At 45.2% G+C, this 16,519-nt stretch carries 15 protein-coding genes and 1 other annotated feature; of the genes, 14 read left to right on the top strand and 1 reads right to left on the bottom strand.

Going from position 1 to position 16,519, the window contains the following annotated elements:
* Positions 1 to 155: 155 nt before the first annotated feature.
* Complete coding sequence (locus tag B5F53_RS03305) at positions 156 to 362, top strand: DUF1858 domain-containing protein (RefSeq protein WP_087219729.1); 207 nt, start codon at positions 156 to 158, stop codon at positions 360 to 362.
* Positions 363 to 455: 93 nt separating this feature from the next.
* Here B5F53_RS03305 and B5F53_RS03310 read toward each other — a convergent pair whose 3' ends face one another.
* Positions 456 to 1,175, bottom strand: a complete 720-nt coding sequence (locus B5F53_RS03310) for an adaptor protein MecA (RefSeq protein WP_087219732.1) — start codon at positions 1,173 to 1,175, stop codon at positions 456 to 458.
* Positions 1,176 to 1,587: 412 nt separating this feature from the next.
* On the opposite strand from B5F53_RS03310, the gene B5F53_RS03315 reads away from it, so the two are divergent.
* From B5F53_RS03315 to B5F53_RS03380, 13 genes are all read left to right on the top strand, one after another.
* Complete coding sequence (locus tag B5F53_RS03315) at positions 1,588 to 1,821, top strand: hypothetical protein (protein ID WP_242970226.1); 234 nt, start codon at positions 1,588 to 1,590, stop codon at positions 1,819 to 1,821.
* A gap of 329 nt (positions 1,822 to 2,150) precedes the next feature.
* Positions 2,151 to 3,797 (top strand): glycosyl hydrolase family 18 protein, encoded by a 1,647-nt coding sequence (locus tag B5F53_RS03320; protein ID WP_087219735.1) that lies wholly within the window; start codon positions 2,151 to 2,153, stop codon positions 3,795 to 3,797.
* Between the two features lie 22 nt (positions 3,798 to 3,819).
* Positions 3,820 to 4,419 carry a hypothetical protein gene (locus B5F53_RS03325; RefSeq protein WP_087219738.1) on the top strand — a complete coding sequence of 200 codons (600 nt, stop codon included), beginning with the start codon at positions 3,820 to 3,822 and terminating at the stop codon, positions 4,417 to 4,419.
* Between the two features lie 74 nt (positions 4,420 to 4,493).
* On the top strand, positions 4,494 to 5,174 hold the full coding sequence (locus B5F53_RS03330; protein WP_087219741.1) for an N-acetylmuramoyl-L-alanine amidase: 681 nt from the start codon (positions 4,494 to 4,496) through the stop codon (positions 5,172 to 5,174).
* A gap of 104 nt (positions 5,175 to 5,278) precedes the next feature.
* Complete coding sequence (locus B5F53_RS03335) at positions 5,279 to 7,261, top strand: hypothetical protein (protein ID WP_087219744.1); 1,983 nt, start codon at positions 5,279 to 5,281, stop codon at positions 7,259 to 7,261.
* Positions 7,262 to 7,265: 4 nt separating this feature from the next.
* The gene (locus B5F53_RS03340) at positions 7,266 to 7,970 is read left to right on the top strand and encodes a glycosyltransferase (RefSeq protein ID WP_087219747.1); all 705 of its coding nucleotides are present in this window, start codon (positions 7,266 to 7,268) and stop codon (positions 7,968 to 7,970) included.
* A gap of 15 nt (positions 7,971 to 7,985) precedes the next feature.
* The gene (locus B5F53_RS03345; RefSeq protein WP_087219751.1) at positions 7,986 to 10,241 is read left to right on the top strand and encodes a DUF2298 domain-containing protein; all 2,256 of its coding nucleotides are present in this window, start codon (positions 7,986 to 7,988) and stop codon (positions 10,239 to 10,241) included.
* A 77-nt stretch (positions 10,242 to 10,318) separates the two neighbouring features.
* Complete coding sequence (locus B5F53_RS03350) at positions 10,319 to 11,368, top strand: L-threonylcarbamoyladenylate synthase (RefSeq protein ID WP_087219754.1); 1,050 nt, start codon at positions 10,319 to 10,321, stop codon at positions 11,366 to 11,368.
* A 12-nt stretch (positions 11,369 to 11,380) separates the two neighbouring features.
* Positions 11,381 to 11,809: a ribose 5-phosphate isomerase B gene (gene rpiB, locus B5F53_RS03355; protein ID WP_087219757.1), complete on the top strand. Its 429-nt coding sequence runs from the start codon at positions 11,381 to 11,383 to the stop codon at positions 11,807 to 11,809.
* A gap of 20 nt (positions 11,810 to 11,829) precedes the next feature.
* Positions 11,830 to 12,324, top strand: coding sequence for a deoxycytidylate deaminase (locus B5F53_RS03360; protein ID WP_087219760.1), 495 nt, complete (start codon positions 11,830 to 11,832; stop codon positions 12,322 to 12,324).
* A 64-nt stretch (positions 12,325 to 12,388) separates the two neighbouring features.
* Positions 12,389 to 12,594, top strand: a binding site (T-box leader).
* 50 nt (positions 12,595 to 12,644) lie between these two features.
* Entirely contained in the window at positions 12,645 to 14,078 is a 1,434-nt protein-coding gene (gene proS, locus B5F53_RS03370) for a proline--tRNA ligase (protein ID WP_087219766.1), read from the top strand.
* Positions 14,079 to 14,105: 27 nt separating this feature from the next.
* Positions 14,106 to 15,443, top strand: coding sequence for a CCA tRNA nucleotidyltransferase (locus B5F53_RS03375; RefSeq protein ID WP_087219769.1), 1,338 nt, complete (start codon positions 14,106 to 14,108; stop codon positions 15,441 to 15,443).
* A gap of 68 nt (positions 15,444 to 15,511) precedes the next feature.
* Positions 15,512 to 16,498, top strand: coding sequence for a CotS family spore coat protein (locus B5F53_RS03380; protein WP_087219772.1), 987 nt, complete (start codon positions 15,512 to 15,514; stop codon positions 16,496 to 16,498).
* Positions 16,499 to 16,519 lie beyond the last annotated feature (21 nt).

Consider the following 16,519-nt stretch of genomic DNA (forward strand, 5'->3'; position numbering starts at 1 on the left):
TTCTATCCACATTCTAATATAATACTTCCAAGATTACAAGAGAAATTTTTGGGAAATGAAATTTGTTAAATCAGACTATATTTATAGAGATTTTAGTTGATCCAAAGGTAAAAAGGGATTATAATGGGAAACATAAGAAAAAGGAGGAATCAGATATGGCACAAGTAACAAAACAGATGTTAATCGGCCAGCTTATTAAATTAGATCCGAATATTGCACCCATTCTTATGAGAGCCGGCATGCACTGCCTGGGCTGCCCTTCCGCACAGATGGAATCTCTTGAAGAAGCGGCTATGGTTCATGGAATCGATGCAGATATTCTGGTAAATCAGATTAACGATTTTCTGTCTAATAATGCATAAAAAAATAAAAACCGCTGCGGCATGTTTGCTGCTGCGGTTTTTTGCTGCAGGAAAATCTCCTGGGTCTTCCTGCGATTAAAAAGTCATAACTGGTCAGATATTATAAAGTTGCTGTAAGGCTTTTTGCGCTACAATAATTTCTCCGTGCTCCATTAAATGAGCCTCCCCTGCATGGGTAAATGTTCTGCCCCGGCCATATTCCGAAAGAATGTTGCAGACTTTGTTAAACTCTTCCGGCGTGTAGGAGGACTGATGTACAACCAGAGAATAAGTCTGGCGGTGAAGATCTTTGTATAAGGAGTTTTCTCCGGTGTAAAAACCGTTCAGTCCGTGGGATGCTTCAATAACAGAGTCAAAGGTGGGAAACTGGTAAAGCCGTACCAAATCCACCGTGGGCTTTTCCACAGGTTTCGCGCTGGGCTTTTTGGAAGCTCCTTTTACTTTAGATTCATACAATTTATGGAATATATCAATAATATCATCGGCGCCGTCCAGTTTTAAAGTCTCCTCGGAACTGTTGTTCTGATAGGGAGCAAATTTGGAAAATCTGGTATCCAGCTCTTCCGGATCCTCTACTTTGGTTATGATCAGGATAATACTTTCTGCGTTTAAGGGGATTGCCTCAATCATCAGAGGAATATTATCCGCCTCGAAACCAAATTCTGTATGGGCCTTCTGCATCATATCGCGGAAAAGCTTCTTTGCCTTGTCAGTTCCGTAAGCCAGTTCACTGAGACGAATGTGGTGCAGATCCAAATCTTCTTTCGTCAACGTGCATCGTATCTGATTCTCACTGATTTTTTCTATTTTCATATCATCACATCCTATTTAAAAATATAGTTATGACTTTTAAATCTGCTTATTCTATTTTATTATATACAAAGATATGAGAATTGTAAAGAAAATCAATTTCCCCAATTTATAAAATATATGGAAACAAAAAGTTAAAAATTGCATAATTTGCCTAAATCAGTTGCAATTTAAAGAAGAGGGTTTATAATAAAAGCTAAGGAAAGAAAGCGAATCAGAAGTACAAAAGAAATTTGAAACAAGTACGTATTAAACTCGCATAGACAACCTGAAAGTTCTTTTTACATTACCAAGATTTCTGCTGCATTCTGCCGCAGGTAATGTTATTTCCCCCTTATACCAAATGAGAAGGATTTTGCCGTATTTCCTGGAACCTATGGTGTTTTCTGTAAATCCTGAAAGGAAAGGAGGAACCGTGAATAAAAATATATCACGAATATCAAAAAGAACACTGAAATCTTTAAAGAAAGAGCTGAAGTCCTATGAAGAAGAAGGAATTTCTCTTTATTTAAACGGATGCCCCAGTACTACCAAATCCATTGTAAAAGCACATATGATAGCAGAAGACGGGGTGTACATGCGGGACTATGTAGGCAACGGAAAAGGAGGGATTGAACGTCTGGATTTTCAATTTGTAAAGGAAAGATAAGATAAGAACGGAGAGACTCTGCCGGAAATAAAAAATAAGTTCCCCTCATACATAACCTCTGTGCAGAGTCTTTCCTTTTGCTGTTGCAAATGTTCAATAAAAATGTTACAATTTTGTAAAAAGTATGTTATAATATGTCAGACTCTTTTGCCAATGCGGCGTTTGCGTATAAAAGGGATGTTTTTTGTATTTTAACGCTGCCTTAGCAAAATCGTATAAAAGAACTCCGGGATAATGGGTGACCATGAAAGAAAAGGGGCAGACTAATCGTGACAGAAATGATCAGGAAAAAATTGCTGCAGGGATAAAGCAGCGGATGGGAGATTTACATGAGGAAAAAAGCCGTGCCGGTAATGGTTGTTATGGCATTGATTTTAATTATTACAGCAGTATGGGCAGCTGCACATTTTATTCAGAAATATATACCCTCCAGAGAACAGATGGATTTAACCGAATATTATGGAACTGCAGAAGGCGAAATTCCGCTGATTTTCGGTACGGAGATTCTGGAAGAGACAGGGATTACCGCCGGGGACAAAACCTATATTCCCCTTCAGGCAGTATACCAGTATCTGAATAAAAAATTTTACTGGGATGCAGAAAACAGCCAGGTTCTGTATGCGCTTCCGGAAGAACTGGTGAAAGTGGAAAGCGGAGAGGCAGGAACTGCTGATGTGTGCGTGCAGGGAGATACGGTGTTTCTTTCCGTAGATCTGGTGGGACAGTATACAGATATAGAGTCTGAACTGGTAAAAGATCCGGATCGGCTGGTAGTACAGTATCAGTGGAAGAAAAAACAGGTGACTGCCCAAAAAGATACCCAGGTGCGCTACCGGGGAGGAATTAAGGCAGAGATTCTGAGAGAAGTCCCACAAGGAGAAAATCTGGAGTTAATACAGGAGATGGAAGACTGGGACGAAGTTATGACACAGGACGGCCTGAGAGGATATGTGAAAAAGGATCAGGTATCTGCACCCACAGAGACTACCCAGGATCGAAGTTTCCAGGAACCGGTGTATACCAGTATCAACAGAGAAAAGAAAATCAACCTGGCCTGGCATCAGGTGACCACTCACGATGCCAACGCTACTTTTGCATCAGCTACGAAAAATATCAAAGGGGTTAATGTAATTTCACCGACCTGGTATTCCATTAAGGATAATCAGGGAAATATTAGTTCCATTGCCAGCAGGACTTATGTAAATCTGGCTCATAAAAAAGGCATGGAAGTATGGGGATTGGTGGATAATTTCAGCGATGCCATTGATACAGAAACCGTTTTATCCAGTCTGTCAGCCAGAACCAGGCTAATCAATCAGTTAATGGTACAGGCAGAAAAAGTAAATCTGGACGGAATTAATGTGGACTTTGAGAATCTGACAGAGGGAGCCGGGGTTCATTTCCTGGAATTCCTCAGAGAATTATCGATCCAGTGCAGAACTAAGAACCTGGTGTTGTCTGTGGATAATCCGGTTCCCGAGGAATATACCAGCCACTATGACAGGGCAGAACAGGGAGAAGTGGTAGACTATGTAATCATCATGGGATACGACGAACATTATGCAGGATCTGAAGAAGCCGGATCCGTGGCTTCTCTTCCCTGGGTGGAAACGGGAATTCAGAATACTCTGGATTCAGTTCCGGCAGAAAAGGTCATCCATGGGATTCCATTTTATACCAGATTGTGGAGGACTTCCGCAGGAATTGTAACCAGCGAGGCCATTGGCATGGAGGCAGCACAGGAAGTAATTGAAAAATATAAAGTGGAAACTTACTGGGATAAGACAACCAGTCAGAATTACGGAACTTATGACAAAGGAAATGATACCTATCAGATTTGGCTGGAGGATGCCGATTCCATTGCAGAAAGAGTGAAACTGGTATCCAAATACAATCTGGCAGGTGTTGCAGCCTGGAAACTGGGGTTTGAAACGTCTGATATTTGGACGGTAATTTCAGAAAACATGGCGGAGTAAAGATGGAAAGGGGAGAATTGGCATGAGTAAGGCCGAAATGTTTAAGACAGCAGTTATGGGAGGATTTGACAAGGACGACGTGATGGAACAGTTTCAGATTCTGCAGGATAAAGCGGCAGATGAAAAAGTGAAGCTGGAACAGCAGATTCAGGAAAAAGAAGAAAAAATTAAAGAACTGGAGAAACGTCTTCAGTTAAAGGAACTTCATCAGACGGAACTGGAAAATGGCCTGAAAGAAAAATACCAGAAATATGTGGACGAATATGACAGCATTGCCAGTCTTGTGTTTGACGCAAAGGTACGCGCCAGAAGAATGCTGGATGATGCAAAAGAACAGTGTGAGCATATGAAGCGGGAAACACAGGCGGAATGTAACGCTATGATTAAAAAGGCGGAATCTGACAGTGTAAAGGCGGCCCGTCAGAAACAGTTTGAAATAGAAGAAAAAGTACGGGAAGGGAAAAAGAATTATCAGGCCGTACAAAAAGAACTGGCTGAGATTGTAAATCTGATCAATCAGGCCCAGCACCGCTTTATGTCTTCCTATAAAGAAGTTCACAGAATTATCGGCTCCATGCCTTCTTCTCTGGAAGACTTATCGGAAGAGATAGATGAGATCTGATCTCCGGTTTCAAAGGATATTTAAACCTCCTGAAACATATAATAGACCAAGTGTTTCAGGAGGTATTTTTGTCCATGAAAAGAAAGGTTCTGGAAATGACCATGAGCGTCATGCTGCTTTTAGGTTTCTTCCTCTTATCGCAGGAAGCTGCAAGTGCAGTCAGCCAGGAAGAAACAGCAAAAAAGATTGTAATTGACGCTGGTCATGGAGGGCGGGATCCGGGTATGGTGGGAACAGAGGGAGTGGAAGAGAAGGGAATTAATCTGGCCATTGCACAGAAGCTGGAAAATCTGCTGGAAGAAAACGGATTCGAAGTCATTATGACAAGGGATTCAGACGAAGGGCTGTATGAGGAAGACGCGCAGAATAAAAAGGCTCAGGATATGCAGAGACGATGCGAAATCATAAAAGAAGCGGAACCACTGCTGACGGTAAGTATCCATCAGAACAGCTATTCTGATCCTTCGGTAAAGGGGCCGCAGGTTTTTTATTATCAGCATTCAGCAGAAGGGGAAAAACTGGCGTCCTTCATACAGAATTCGATGAATGAAGGCCTTGAAGCAGAATCCCCGAAAGAAGCAAAGGCCAATGACAGTTATTACCTGCTGAAAAGAAGCGAAGGGGTGCTGAACATTGTAGAATGCGGTTTTCTCACAAATCCGGAAGAAGCCCTAAGACTTCAGGAGGAAGACTATCAGCAGAAGATTGCAGGATGCATTTATGAAGGAATTATGCAATATCTGGAGAAAATGTGATAAATCTGTGATTTCGGAAAATATTCTTTTCTTGCCAGAGGAAGTTTGCTATAATCGTTGTGAGAATTCTGGACGAAAGGATAAGAAGAGACAGGAGAAAACGTATGCTTGGAATTCTGTATTTATTACTGGCATTTGGGATTGGGAGACAGATTCTTCCCCAGAAGCATCTGTGTGCAGACGGTAAGGAAAACAGCCTCTGGATTCTGTTGCCGGGCTGGTTCGTTACAGGGACGTTAATACTGACCTGGTTTACTTATGGGATTTCCTATTTCTGCAGCGTATATGCAAGACGGGAAAATCCTCTGTTTTATGGAAATTTGGCAGTGATGGCGGGAGCCTTCGGGATTCTGGCCTTTTTCTATTTCAGAAACCGGAAAACAGAAGGAACGAGACAGCCGTATTGGGCGGATCACAAAAGATTTAAAAAAGAAATCGGCTTGTTCCTGGCAGCAGGAATTTTTGTTTCTTTTTTTATGTTCTACGTATTCTTTATTTCAGACGGTGTTTTATATTCCGGGTATACGGTATTCGGAGATTATGCGCCCCATACGGCCATGATGCGGTCCTTTTCCAAAGGAAACAATTTCCCTACTCAGTATCCTCATTTCGGAGGGGAAGATATAAAATACCATTTCATGTTTCAGTTTCTGGCAGGGAATCTGGAATATCTGGGACTTCGTCTGGATATTGCCTATAATCTTATCAGTATTCTCAGTCTGCTGGGCTTTCTGATGTTATTATACGCGCTGGTCCTGCGGATTTTTCAGAGTTTTGCAGTGGGGGCTCTGACACTGGTGCTGTTTTTCTTCCGGAGTTCCTTTTCGTTCTTCCGGTTTGCATATGAACACCTGATGGCGGGAGACCTGTGGCAGACCCTGAAGGAAAATACTTCATTTATCGGATATACCCTGAACGAAGACTGGGGGCTTTGGAACTTCAATGTGTATTTAAACCAGCGTCACCTGGCATTTGTATTATGTGCAGTCTGTCTGGTGCTTTTCTATTTCTGGAGTTATCTGCAGGAAGGAGTAAAGGACGGGACAAAAGGGCTTACCTGGTTGTCCCATCTGCTCTTTACCAGAGAAGCCTGGAAGCCCAAAAATCTGCCCATGGCAGCCGGATGGGGAGTGCTGTTGGGGGGATGCTCTTTTTGGAACGGAGCCGCAGTTATAGCCGGTCTGCTGATTCTGGCAGGATTTGCCGTCTTTTCCAAAAGAAAGACGGATTATGCAGTTCTGGCGGCTCTGACTGTACTTCTCTCTGTAATTCAGACGAAACTGTTTATGAAAGGAAGCTCCCTTGGATTTTCCTTTTATTTTGGATTTCTGGCGGAGGATCGGACTCCGGCCGGGATACTCAGCTATCTGGTGTGGATGAGCGGTATATTTTTTGTGGGGCTTATGGTTTTGGCAGTTGTACTGAAGCGAAGAGAGCGGTGCCTGATGGCGGCCTTTCTCCTTCCCTTTCTTTTTGCCTTTACCGTTTCCATGACGCCGGATATTAATGTGAATCATAAATACATAATGATCTCTTACGCGTTTTTAAGCTGTTTCTGGGCCTGGCTCTGCGTCCGAATCTGGAAAGAAAAGAAAGTATGGATGGGTATAGTCTCCGGGGGACTTCTGGTAATGCTTACAATTACCGGCATCTATGATCTGGCAGTGATTATCAAAGATAATGATTCCATGCATCGGGTTGGCGTGAATATGGAGAGTGAAACCACCCGGTGGCTGGAAGAAAATCTGGACAGCAGAGATTTGCTTTTAACCCCTCAGTACAGCATAAACGAAGTGACCATGGCGGGGGTGATGTTATACTGCGGATGGCCCTATTATGCCTGGTCGGCAGGATACGATACGGATTACCGGGCGGGAAAAGCCATGGAAATCTATCAGGCTGCAGATTCCCGGACATTAAGGGAGCTGGTGGAGAAGGAAAACATTACGTATATATTATATGAAGAAAATATGGAATACCTCCAGGCTGTCTGCAGAGAGGACATCCTGGAGGAAACCTATCCTCTCGTCTATAGGTCCGGGGACGGTTGGACGAGAATTTATCAGGTAACAGAAGAAAGCGAGTAAAATCATGGATAGTTTATATATAATTATGCCGGCCTATAACGAAGAAGAAAATATTGAAGAGGTGGTGGAGCAGTGGTATCCGGTGATAGAGGAAATCGGACATGGAAGCCGCCTGGTCGTTTTTAATGACGGAAGTAAAGATCAGACAGAGGAAAAACTGCTTCGGTTAGAAGAAAAGTATCCCCATCTTGTGGGAATCACGAAGGAAAACGAGGGACATGGAGCCACTCTTCTGACCGGCTATAAGTATGCGATCTTTGAAGGGGCAGATTACGTTTTTCAGACAGATTCTGACGGACAGACTCTGCCAAAGGAATTCTGGCCGCTGTGGAGAGAACGGCGAAGATGCGGTCTTCTGCTGGGATATCGGAAAAGCCGCCAGGATGGCTGGAAAAGAATTTTTGTGACCCATGTACTGAAACTGGTTCTGTTTTTCAGCTTTCAGATTTGGACGAAAGATGCAAATGTACCGTTTCGTCTGATGAAGAGCAGTCAGCTTCGCCAGGTACTCCAGTCGATTCCGGAGGGATTTAATCTCTCCAACGTACTGATGACGGTAATTTATGAAAAACAGAAGCTGGGAGTCTGGTATTATCCGATTACTTTCCGTCCGAGACAGGGAGGAACCAATTCCATTAATATGAAAAAAATTGTAAAAATCGGAAAGCAGGCATGGAAAGATTTTCATAAAATGAAAAAATCTATTTAGAAGGTGATAAATCCAATGAAAAAACAAATTGCAGGAAAAGCGCTGGTTTCTTTTCTCTTACTGGGGATTTCAGCCTTTTTGCTGAAATGGGATGTGATTACATTCTGGATCTGGTGGATGCTTTTAGGACTTCTGGGGATGATTTTCATGCCCCTTACGGGAAGGATTTTCAGCCGCTTTCAGGATAAGGGCTGGATGTTCTCCAAAGTTCTTGCCGTGGCCGTCTGCGGGTATCTGACCTGGCTGCTGGTATCTCTGAAAATTCTGAAGTTTACGTCCCCGGTCTGTATTGCCGTAACTGTGGCATGTGCGGTTGTTTGTGTTGTTCTGTTTTTCAGAGAAGAAAAGAAAGGAATCCGCGTCTATCCTCAGGGACAGGCAGAATTTATCTTCTGGGAAGAAGTGGGATTCTATCTGCTGTTTCTGATGTGGACTTACTTTGCCGGATTTCGTCCGGAGGCTTACGGAACAGAGAAATTCATGGATTACGGCTTTATGGAGGCAATGATGCGGGCCACTGAGCTGCCGGCTGTGGATCTGTGGTATTCCCAGGGAACGATCAACTATTATTACGGCGGACAGTACTTTGCCGTGTTTCTTACGAAACTGACAGGAACCCAGGTGGAGCTGACGTATAACCTGATGCGTACCATGGTGGCGGGATTTGCTTTTATTCTTCCCTTTTCTCTGGTTTATCAGCTTTTTTCGGAAAAGCAGAAAGATTTCACAGGGCTTACGGGAATGGAAAAAGAGAGAAGGATTTGCAGGACTTTCCCGGCAATTGCGGGAATTCTGGCGGGAGCTTCTGTTTCTCTGGCGGGAAATATGCATTATATTATCTACGATAAAATTTACCCGTGGATTCGGGAGGTATTTTCCATAGAAGGAGAATACACCGATTACTGGTTTCCGGATTCTACCAGATATATCGGGCACAATCCGGACGTACCGGATAAAACTATCCACGAATTTCCTTCCTACTCCTTTGTCCTGGGGGATCTCCACGCTCATGTGGTAAACATTATCTTTGTCCTTTTACTGCTGGGAATTCTGTACGGGTGGACGCAGCAGGTCCGGGCGAAGCATCTGCCTGAAGAGGAAACCATGGGACGCTCTTTCTGGAAGAGAGAACTTCTCTGGCCGCAGATTCTGGCGGCGGCTGTGCTGCTTGGAATCTACCAGTGGACCAATTACTGGGATTTCGTCATTTACTTTGTAGTTACCGGAGGCGTGGTTCTGTTTAATAATATGATTCGTTTCCGGAAAAGCCGGAAGAAAATTCTCCTGACCACAGCGGCTCAGGCGGTGGAAGTCCTGGGGATTTCTGCTATAGTAATCCTTCCGTTCAGCCTTCAGTTTGAGACGATGGTGCAGGGAGTTGCCCTGGCGCAGTATCATTCCCGCTTTTATCAGCTTTGTATTCTGTGGGGACTTCCGGTTCTGGTTGTGGGAGTTTTTCTGTGTTCTCTGCTTTGGAGGGGAAGAAAATGGAAACCGCTGGTTTATCTGGAGAGTCTGGCGCTGCCGGATTTGTTTGTGGCTGTTTTAGGCCTTTGTGCGGTGGGACTGGTTCTGATTCCGGAACTGGTTTATGTAAGAGATATTTATGAAGATGGAAATGCCAGGGCAAACACCATGTTTAAACTGACGTACCAGGCCTATATTTTATTTGGGATTTCCATGGGCTATCTTCTGATGCGCATGTTGGTATTCTCTGCCAGGAAAGTAAGCAGAGCCTTTGCTCTGGCTTCTCTGATGTGCCTTCTCAGTACCATGGGCTATCTGGGAAATGCGGTATATTCCTGGTTTGGAGAAGTCTGGGATCCCTCCCAGTATCAGGGGCTGAACGCCACCGGCTTTTTAGAGTCGGAGTTTTCTCAGGATGCAAAAGCCATCCGCTGGCTGAAAGAAAATGTGCAGGGAAGTCCGGTGACTCTGGAGGCCAATGGAGACAGTTACACCGGTTACGAACGGGTATCTGCCATGACGGGACTTCCCACGATTCTGGGTTGGTATGTACACGAATGGCTCTGGAGAAATGATGTGGAAGACTTAAATGAGAAGAGCTGGGAAATTGAAACCATTTATACTTCCGACGATTCAGAGGAAGTGGAAACGCTTCTGGAGAAGTATCAGGTGGAATATATTTTTGTGGGAGCCATGGAGAGAGAGAAGTATGGAGTTTCTCTGAATGATTCCCTGCTTCAGAGTCTGGGAACCATTGTTTTCCAGGATGAAGATACAGGAACCTACATTATTGAGACAGCATAGACCTTTGGGATGGCAGGTAGACTTTTGAAGAAAAATCGTGTAAAATAGAAAACGGATAAAACAAAGGATGGTAACGGATGAACACAGAGATTAGAAAGATAAAAGACGATGCAGAAAGTGAAGAAGCGATTCGGCGTGCAGGAGAGATCCTGAAAGAGGGAGGACTTGTGGCATTTCCCACGGAGACGGTCTATGGTCTTGGGGGAAACGGGCTGGACGCCCGGGCGGCGAAAAAGATTTATGCGGCGAAAGGAAGACCTTCCGATAATCCGTTAATCATTCATATTGCAAGAATGGAAGATCTGGACAAGATTACATCCGGGGTTCCCGAAAAGGCCCGGAGACTGGCAGAGAAATACTGGCCGGGTCCCCTGACTATGATTCTGCCAAAGGCAGACTGTGTTCCCCGCGAGACCACGGGAGGACTGGACAGTGTGGCTGTAAGGTTCCCAAGCCATAAGACGGCACAGAAGCTGATACTGGCCGGAGGGGGATTTATTGCGGCCCCAAGCGCCAATACTTCGGGGAGGCCAAGCCCCACAACGGCGGAACATGTAATCGAGGACTTAAATCATGCGGTAGATATGATTCTGGACGGAGGACAGGTGGGAATCGGAATTGAGTCCACCATTGTGGACTTTACGGAAGAAGTACCGATCATCCTGCGGCCTGGCTACATCTCCCTGGAAATGCTTCGAAAAGAGCTGGGAGAGGTGCGGATGGACCGGGGGCTTCTGAAGGAAGGAGATTCGGCGCGGCCTAAGGCTCCCGGGATGAAATACCGGCATTATGCACCGAAAGCGGATCTGACCATTGTAGAAGGCGAGACGGAAAAGGTCATCGCGAAAATCAACGAGCTGGCACAAGAGGCTCAGGAAAAAGGGGAACAGATAGGGATTATCTGCACCCGGGAAACCCTTTCCCGTTATCCCAATGGGATTGTAAAATGCACAGGGAGCAGAGAAGAGGAGGAAAGCATCGCTCTTCATTTATATGAAGTATTGCGGGATTTTGACAAATGTCAGGTAACGGCTATTTATTCAGAGTCCTTTAATACACCGCGGATGGGGCAGGCGATTATGAACCGTCTGCTGAAAGCCGCAGGCCATAAAAAAATTTATGTATAGGGGGTAACTGGTATGTTAGCAATAGGATGCGATCATGGCGGCTACGAGTTGAAACAGGAGATTTTAAAACACTTAGATGAAAGAAACATTGCATATAAGGATTTCGGATGCGACAGCACAGCGTCTGTGGACTATCCGGTATATGCAAAGAAAGTGTGCAATGCTATTTTATCCGGAGAATGTGAAATGGGAATTTTAATCTGCGGAACAGGAATCGGCATATCGATTACGGCCAATAAATTCCGGGGAATCCGTGCGGCTCTCTGCACAGACTGCTTCTGTGCGGAAGCCACCAGACAGCACAACAATGCCAATGTGCTTGCTCTGGGCGGCCGGGTAGTAGGTCCCGGTCTGGCATTAAAGATTGTAGATACATTCCTGGATACACCGTTTTCCAATGACGAAAGACATATTCGCCGGATACAGGGAATGGAAGACTAAAGAAAGGCTGGGGATAGGCAATGGGGAAGAAAAACGAGAAGCGTATGGATCATATTACCTGGGATGAGTACTTTATGGGGGTAGCCATTTTGTCCGGGATGCGTTCCAAGGATCCCAACTCTCAGGTGGGAGCCTGTATTGTCAGCCAGGATAATAAAATTCTGTCCATGGGTTATAACGGATTTCCCATCGGCTGTTCCGATGATGAGTTTCCCTGGGCAAGAGAAGGGGATCCGCTGGATACCAAATATCTGTATGTGACACACAGTGAGCTGAATGCGATTTTAAACTACCGGGGCGGAAGCCTGGAAGGGGCTAAATTATACGTGTCCCTGTTCCCCTGTAACGAATGCGCCAAAGCCATTATTCAGGCCGGGATTAAGACCATTATATATGCAGAAGATAAATATGCCCAGACCCCTTCCGTGGTGGCGTCCAAACGGATGCTGGATGCAGCGGGCGTGCGGTATTACAAATACAGCAGAACCGACCGGGAAATCTGTTTCCGCGTCTGAGGCAATTCTCTGAGAAACTTCTTGACAACGTTTTCGGTTTTCTATAGAATGAGCACCATACAGGAAAACGGCGATGATGAGAATAGTATTCAGATTGGACAGTCCACAGAGAGAAATCAGCAGGTGAGAAGATTTTACGGAAGATCTGAAGAACCGGCCTCGGAGCCCCGTACAATTGAAGTACGGCGTAATTTCGGCGTTAACGGAAACGAAGAGAGAACATATGAAATGTTAATCAGGGTGGTACCGCCGGAGTTTCCGGTCCCTTTGGGGATCGGGGACTCATTTTTTTCCCTGAGTAAAAGAAAAGGAGAACAATCATGGCAAAGAAATTAGTGGAAGCAATTACTTCTATGGAAGAAGATTTCGCCCAGTGGTATACCGATGTGGTAAAGAAGGCGGAACTGTGCGACTATACCAGTGTAAAAGGATGTATGGTAATCAAGCCGGCAGGTTATGCGATTTGGGAAAATATTCAGAAGGAACTGGACGCCCGTTTTAAGGCAACAGGAGTTCAGAACGTGTACATGCCGGTATTTATTCCCGAAGGACTTCTGCAGAAGGAAAAAGATCATGTAGAAGGATTTGCACCGGAAGTTGCCTGGGTAACCCACGGCGGTCTGGAAAAATTACAGGAGCGTCTCTGTGTGCGTCCTACCTCAGAAACTTTATTCTGTGATTTTTATGCAAAAGATATCCAGTCTCACAGAGATCTTCCCAAGGTATATAACCAGTGGTGTTCTGTAGTGCGCTGGGAAAAAACAACCAGACCTTTCCTGCGTTCCAGAGAGTTCTTATGGCAGGAAGGACATACGGCTCATGCCACGGCAGAAGAAGCACAGGAACGTACGATTCAGATGTTAAACGTGTATGCGGATTTCTGCGAAGAAGTACTGGCTATCCCGGTTATTAAAGGACAGAAGACGGATAAAGAGAAATTTGCCGGTGCAGAAGCTACCTATACCATTGAAGCATTAATGCATGACGGAAAAGCGCTCCAGTCCGGAACCAGCCATAACTTCGGAGACGGTTTCGCCAAAGCCTTCGGAATTCAGTATACAGATAAAGAAAATAAACTGCAGTATGTGCATCAGACATCCTGGGGAATGTCCACACGTATCATGGGCGCTATTATCATGGTTCACGGAGACAACAGCGGTCTGGTTCTGCCTCCGAGAATTGCTCCCGTTCAGGTAGACATCATTCCCATTCAGCAGCATAAAGAAGGGGTACTGGAAAAAGCACAGGAATTAAAGAGCGTTCTGGATGCAGCAGGTCTCCGAGTGAAAATTGACGATACCGATAAGAGCCCGGGATTCAAATTCGCAGAACAGGAAATGAGAGGAATTCCGGTGCGTATTGAGTGCGGACCGAAAGATATTGAAAAAGGCCAGGTGATTGTGGTACGCAGAGATACCAGAGAAAAATATACCGTAGCCTTTGAGACGCTGGCAGAAGAAGTGCAGAAGATTCTGGATACCATGCAGAAGGAAATGCTGGAGCGGGCGAGAGCACACAGAGACAGCCATACCTATGAAGCGGCTGACTATGAAACCTTCAAAAAGACTATTGAAGAGAAACCGGGATTTGTGAAGGCTATGTGGTGCGGCTGCAAAGAGTGTGAAGAAAAGATTAAAGAGGACCTTCAGGCAACTTCCAGATGTATTCCGTTTGAACAGGAAAATCTGTCAGAGAACTGTATCTGCTGTGGAAAACCGGCTAAAAAAATGGTTTACTGGGGAAGAGCTTATTAAGGAATCAATCATAAAGGAGGGCGGAACTTGCGACTGAAAATACCGCCTAAGGTGGAAAGGATTATCAATGTCCTGGAAACCCATGGATTTGAAGCTTACGCTGTGGGAGGATGCGTCCGTGACTCCATCTTAAACCGGGTTCCGGACGACTGGGATATTACCACCTCCGCACAGCCGGAAGAAGTGAAAAAACTGTTTTATCATACTGTGGATACGGGAATCTTACACGGAACGGTTACAGTGATGCTGGGAAGAGACGGGTTTGAAGTCACCACCTACCGACTGGACGGGAAATACGAAGACGGCAGGCATCCCAAAGAGGTAACCTATACGGCAAGCCTCAAAGAAGATTTAAAGAGAAGGGACTTTACAATTAACGCCATGGCTTATAATCCCTCGGAAGGGCTGGTTGATCTGTTCGGAGGAATGGAAGACCTGCAGCGAAAAGTAATCCGCTGTGTGGGAAATCCCGAAGAGCGTTTCAGAGAAGACGCCCTGCGGATTCTGCGGGCAGTCCGGTTCTCGGCTCAGCTTGGATTTGACATTTTGCCTGAAACCCGCAGGGCTCTGAGAGCCCTTGCGCCCAATTTACGACTTATCAGCGCAGAGAGAATCCAGACAGAACTGGTGAAAATTCTGGTGTCTCCCCACCCGGAATATTTAAAGATTGCCTGGGAGGAAAAGATAACAAAGGAAATTCTGCCGGAATTTGATGTTCTGATGGAGACGCCCCAGAACACCCCCCACCACTGCATGTCGGCAGGGGAGCATACCCTGAAAAGCATGGAAGAGATTCCTCCTTCGAAGGCGCTGCGCCTGACCATGCTTCTTCATGACATGGGAAAAGGGGTCTGCAGAACCACAGATGAAAACGGCCGGGATCACTTCAAAGGCCATGGAAAGTTCAGTGAAGAAATCGCCAGAGATATTTTAAAAAGGCTGAAATTCGACAACGATACCCTGTACAGGGTGTGTCGGCTGGTAAAATGGCACGATTACCGTCCGGAACCCACTTCCAAAGCGGTGAGAAAGGCGGTAAACAAGATAGGGCCGGATTTGTTTGAAGACTATCTTCTGGTACAAAAGGCAGATGCCCTGGCGCAAAGCGAATATAAACAAGAGGAAAAGCTTCTCCGAATCCGGGAAGTGGAAGGCTTATTCAGGGAGATTCAAAGGGAGAAACAGTGCGTTTCCCTGGAAGAGCTGGCAGTCAGCGGGAAAGATCTGATTGCCCTGGGAATGAAGCCGGGCAGGGAGATGGGCATTCTTTTACATGAACTTTTGGAGATGGTGCTGGAAGATCCGGCAAAAAATGAGAAAGAATTTTTAAAAGAACAGGTAAAGAAACGGCTGAAAGAAAATTAATACATGGTCTTAAACGGCAAATTCCCCTCATAGAATGAAAGGTACAAAGCTATGAGGGGGATTTGCCGTTGTATGATTATGGGTTAAGCGTACTGGAGCAATATGGTCTTAGCGCCGCCAGAAGCTGGCGGGGACGGGGAGCGCTGCTGTGTCAGACACAAAATGGCTTAGTGATGATTCGGGAATTTAACGGATCAGAAACAAAGCTTAAGTATCAGCGGGCTCTTCTTCAGAAAATACAGGAGAGCCGGATTTGCCGGACCGATTATCTGTTTCCCACTTTAGAGGGAGATTTAGTGGCCAGGGACAAAGACGGGGCAGCCTATACTCTGCGCAGATGGTATGAAGGAAGGGAGTGCGACACAAAGTCCCGGGAAGATATTTTAAGGAGCGTCAGGGCATTGGCAGACTTACATAAAGGAATGCGGCTGGAGTTCCAGGAAAACTATGCAGCCCGTTCCCAGAGAGAGGAATACCAGCGCCACAACCGGGAACTAAGAAAAATACAGAAATTTATCCGAAAGAAAAAAGCAGAAAATGATTTTGAGAAAATGTATGCCCTCAGCGCTCAGTGGTTTCTGGAAAAGGCGGCTGAAGCCACAGAGAGACTGGAAAATTCCGGCTACCGGGAACTTCTGGAAGAATCCAGAAAACGGGGATGCATCTGTCACGGGGAATTTAACCAGCACAATGTACTTTTTACAGAGAATGGCATTGCCGTTACCAACTTTGAACACTGGTGCTACGACATTCAGATGGCGGATTTGTACCGTTTCATGAGAAAGATACTGGAAAAATATAACTGGAATCTGGAACTGGCTCAGGAAATGGTAACCGCCTATCAGGAACGAAAAGAGATTACCCGGGGAGAAATGGAAAATCTGAAGCTGCGGTTTCAGTATCCGGAGAAATACTGGAAGCTGGCAAATTACTATTTTTCCCACAAAAAAATCTGGATTTCAGAGAAAAATGTGGAAAAACTCCGGATTTTGGTGAAACAAAGAGAGGTCTGGGAGGATTTCGGCGAAAAATGTTTTAAGAAATTCTTATTTTGAATTTATCTTTACGGATATTTG

Source organism: Blautia sp. An249, from assembly GCF_002159835.1.
In the GTDB taxonomy this organism is placed as follows: Bacteria; Bacillota; Clostridia; order Lachnospirales; family Lachnospiraceae; genus Blautia_A; species Blautia_A avistercoris.

Bases quoted from the DNA above. Each gene is read 5' to 3' on its own strand.
- B5F53_RS03305 (WP_087219729.1), top strand. From the start codon at position 156: ATGGCACAAGTAACAAAACAGATGTTAATCGGCCAGCTTATTAAATTA.
- B5F53_RS03310 (WP_087219732.1), bottom strand. From the start codon at position 1,175: ATGAAAATAGAAAAAATCAGTGAGAATCAGATACGATGCACGTTGACG.
- B5F53_RS03320 (WP_087219735.1), top strand. From the start codon at position 2,151: ATGAGGAAAAAAGCCGTGCCGGTAATGGTTGTTATGGCATTGATTTTA.
- B5F53_RS03325 (WP_087219738.1), top strand. From the start codon at position 3,820: ATGAGTAAGGCCGAAATGTTTAAGACAGCAGTTATGGGAGGATTTGAC.
- B5F53_RS03330 (WP_087219741.1), top strand. From the start codon at position 4,494: ATGAAAAGAAAGGTTCTGGAAATGACCATGAGCGTCATGCTGCTTTTA.
- B5F53_RS03335 (WP_087219744.1), top strand. From the start codon at position 5,279: ATGCTTGGAATTCTGTATTTATTACTGGCATTTGGGATTGGGAGACAG.
- B5F53_RS03340 (WP_087219747.1), top strand. From the start codon at position 7,266: ATGGATAGTTTATATATAATTATGCCGGCCTATAACGAAGAAGAAAAT.
- B5F53_RS03345 (WP_087219751.1), top strand. From the start codon at position 7,986: ATGAAAAAACAAATTGCAGGAAAAGCGCTGGTTTCTTTTCTCTTACTG.
- B5F53_RS03350 (WP_087219754.1), top strand. From the start codon at position 10,319: ATGAACACAGAGATTAGAAAGATAAAAGACGATGCAGAAAGTGAAGAA.
- rpiB (WP_087219757.1), top strand. From the start codon at position 11,381: ATGTTAGCAATAGGATGCGATCATGGCGGCTACGAGTTGAAACAGGAG.
- B5F53_RS03360 (WP_087219760.1), top strand. From the start codon at position 11,830: ATGGGGAAGAAAAACGAGAAGCGTATGGATCATATTACCTGGGATGAG.
- proS (WP_087219766.1), top strand. From the start codon at position 12,645: ATGGCAAAGAAATTAGTGGAAGCAATTACTTCTATGGAAGAAGATTTC.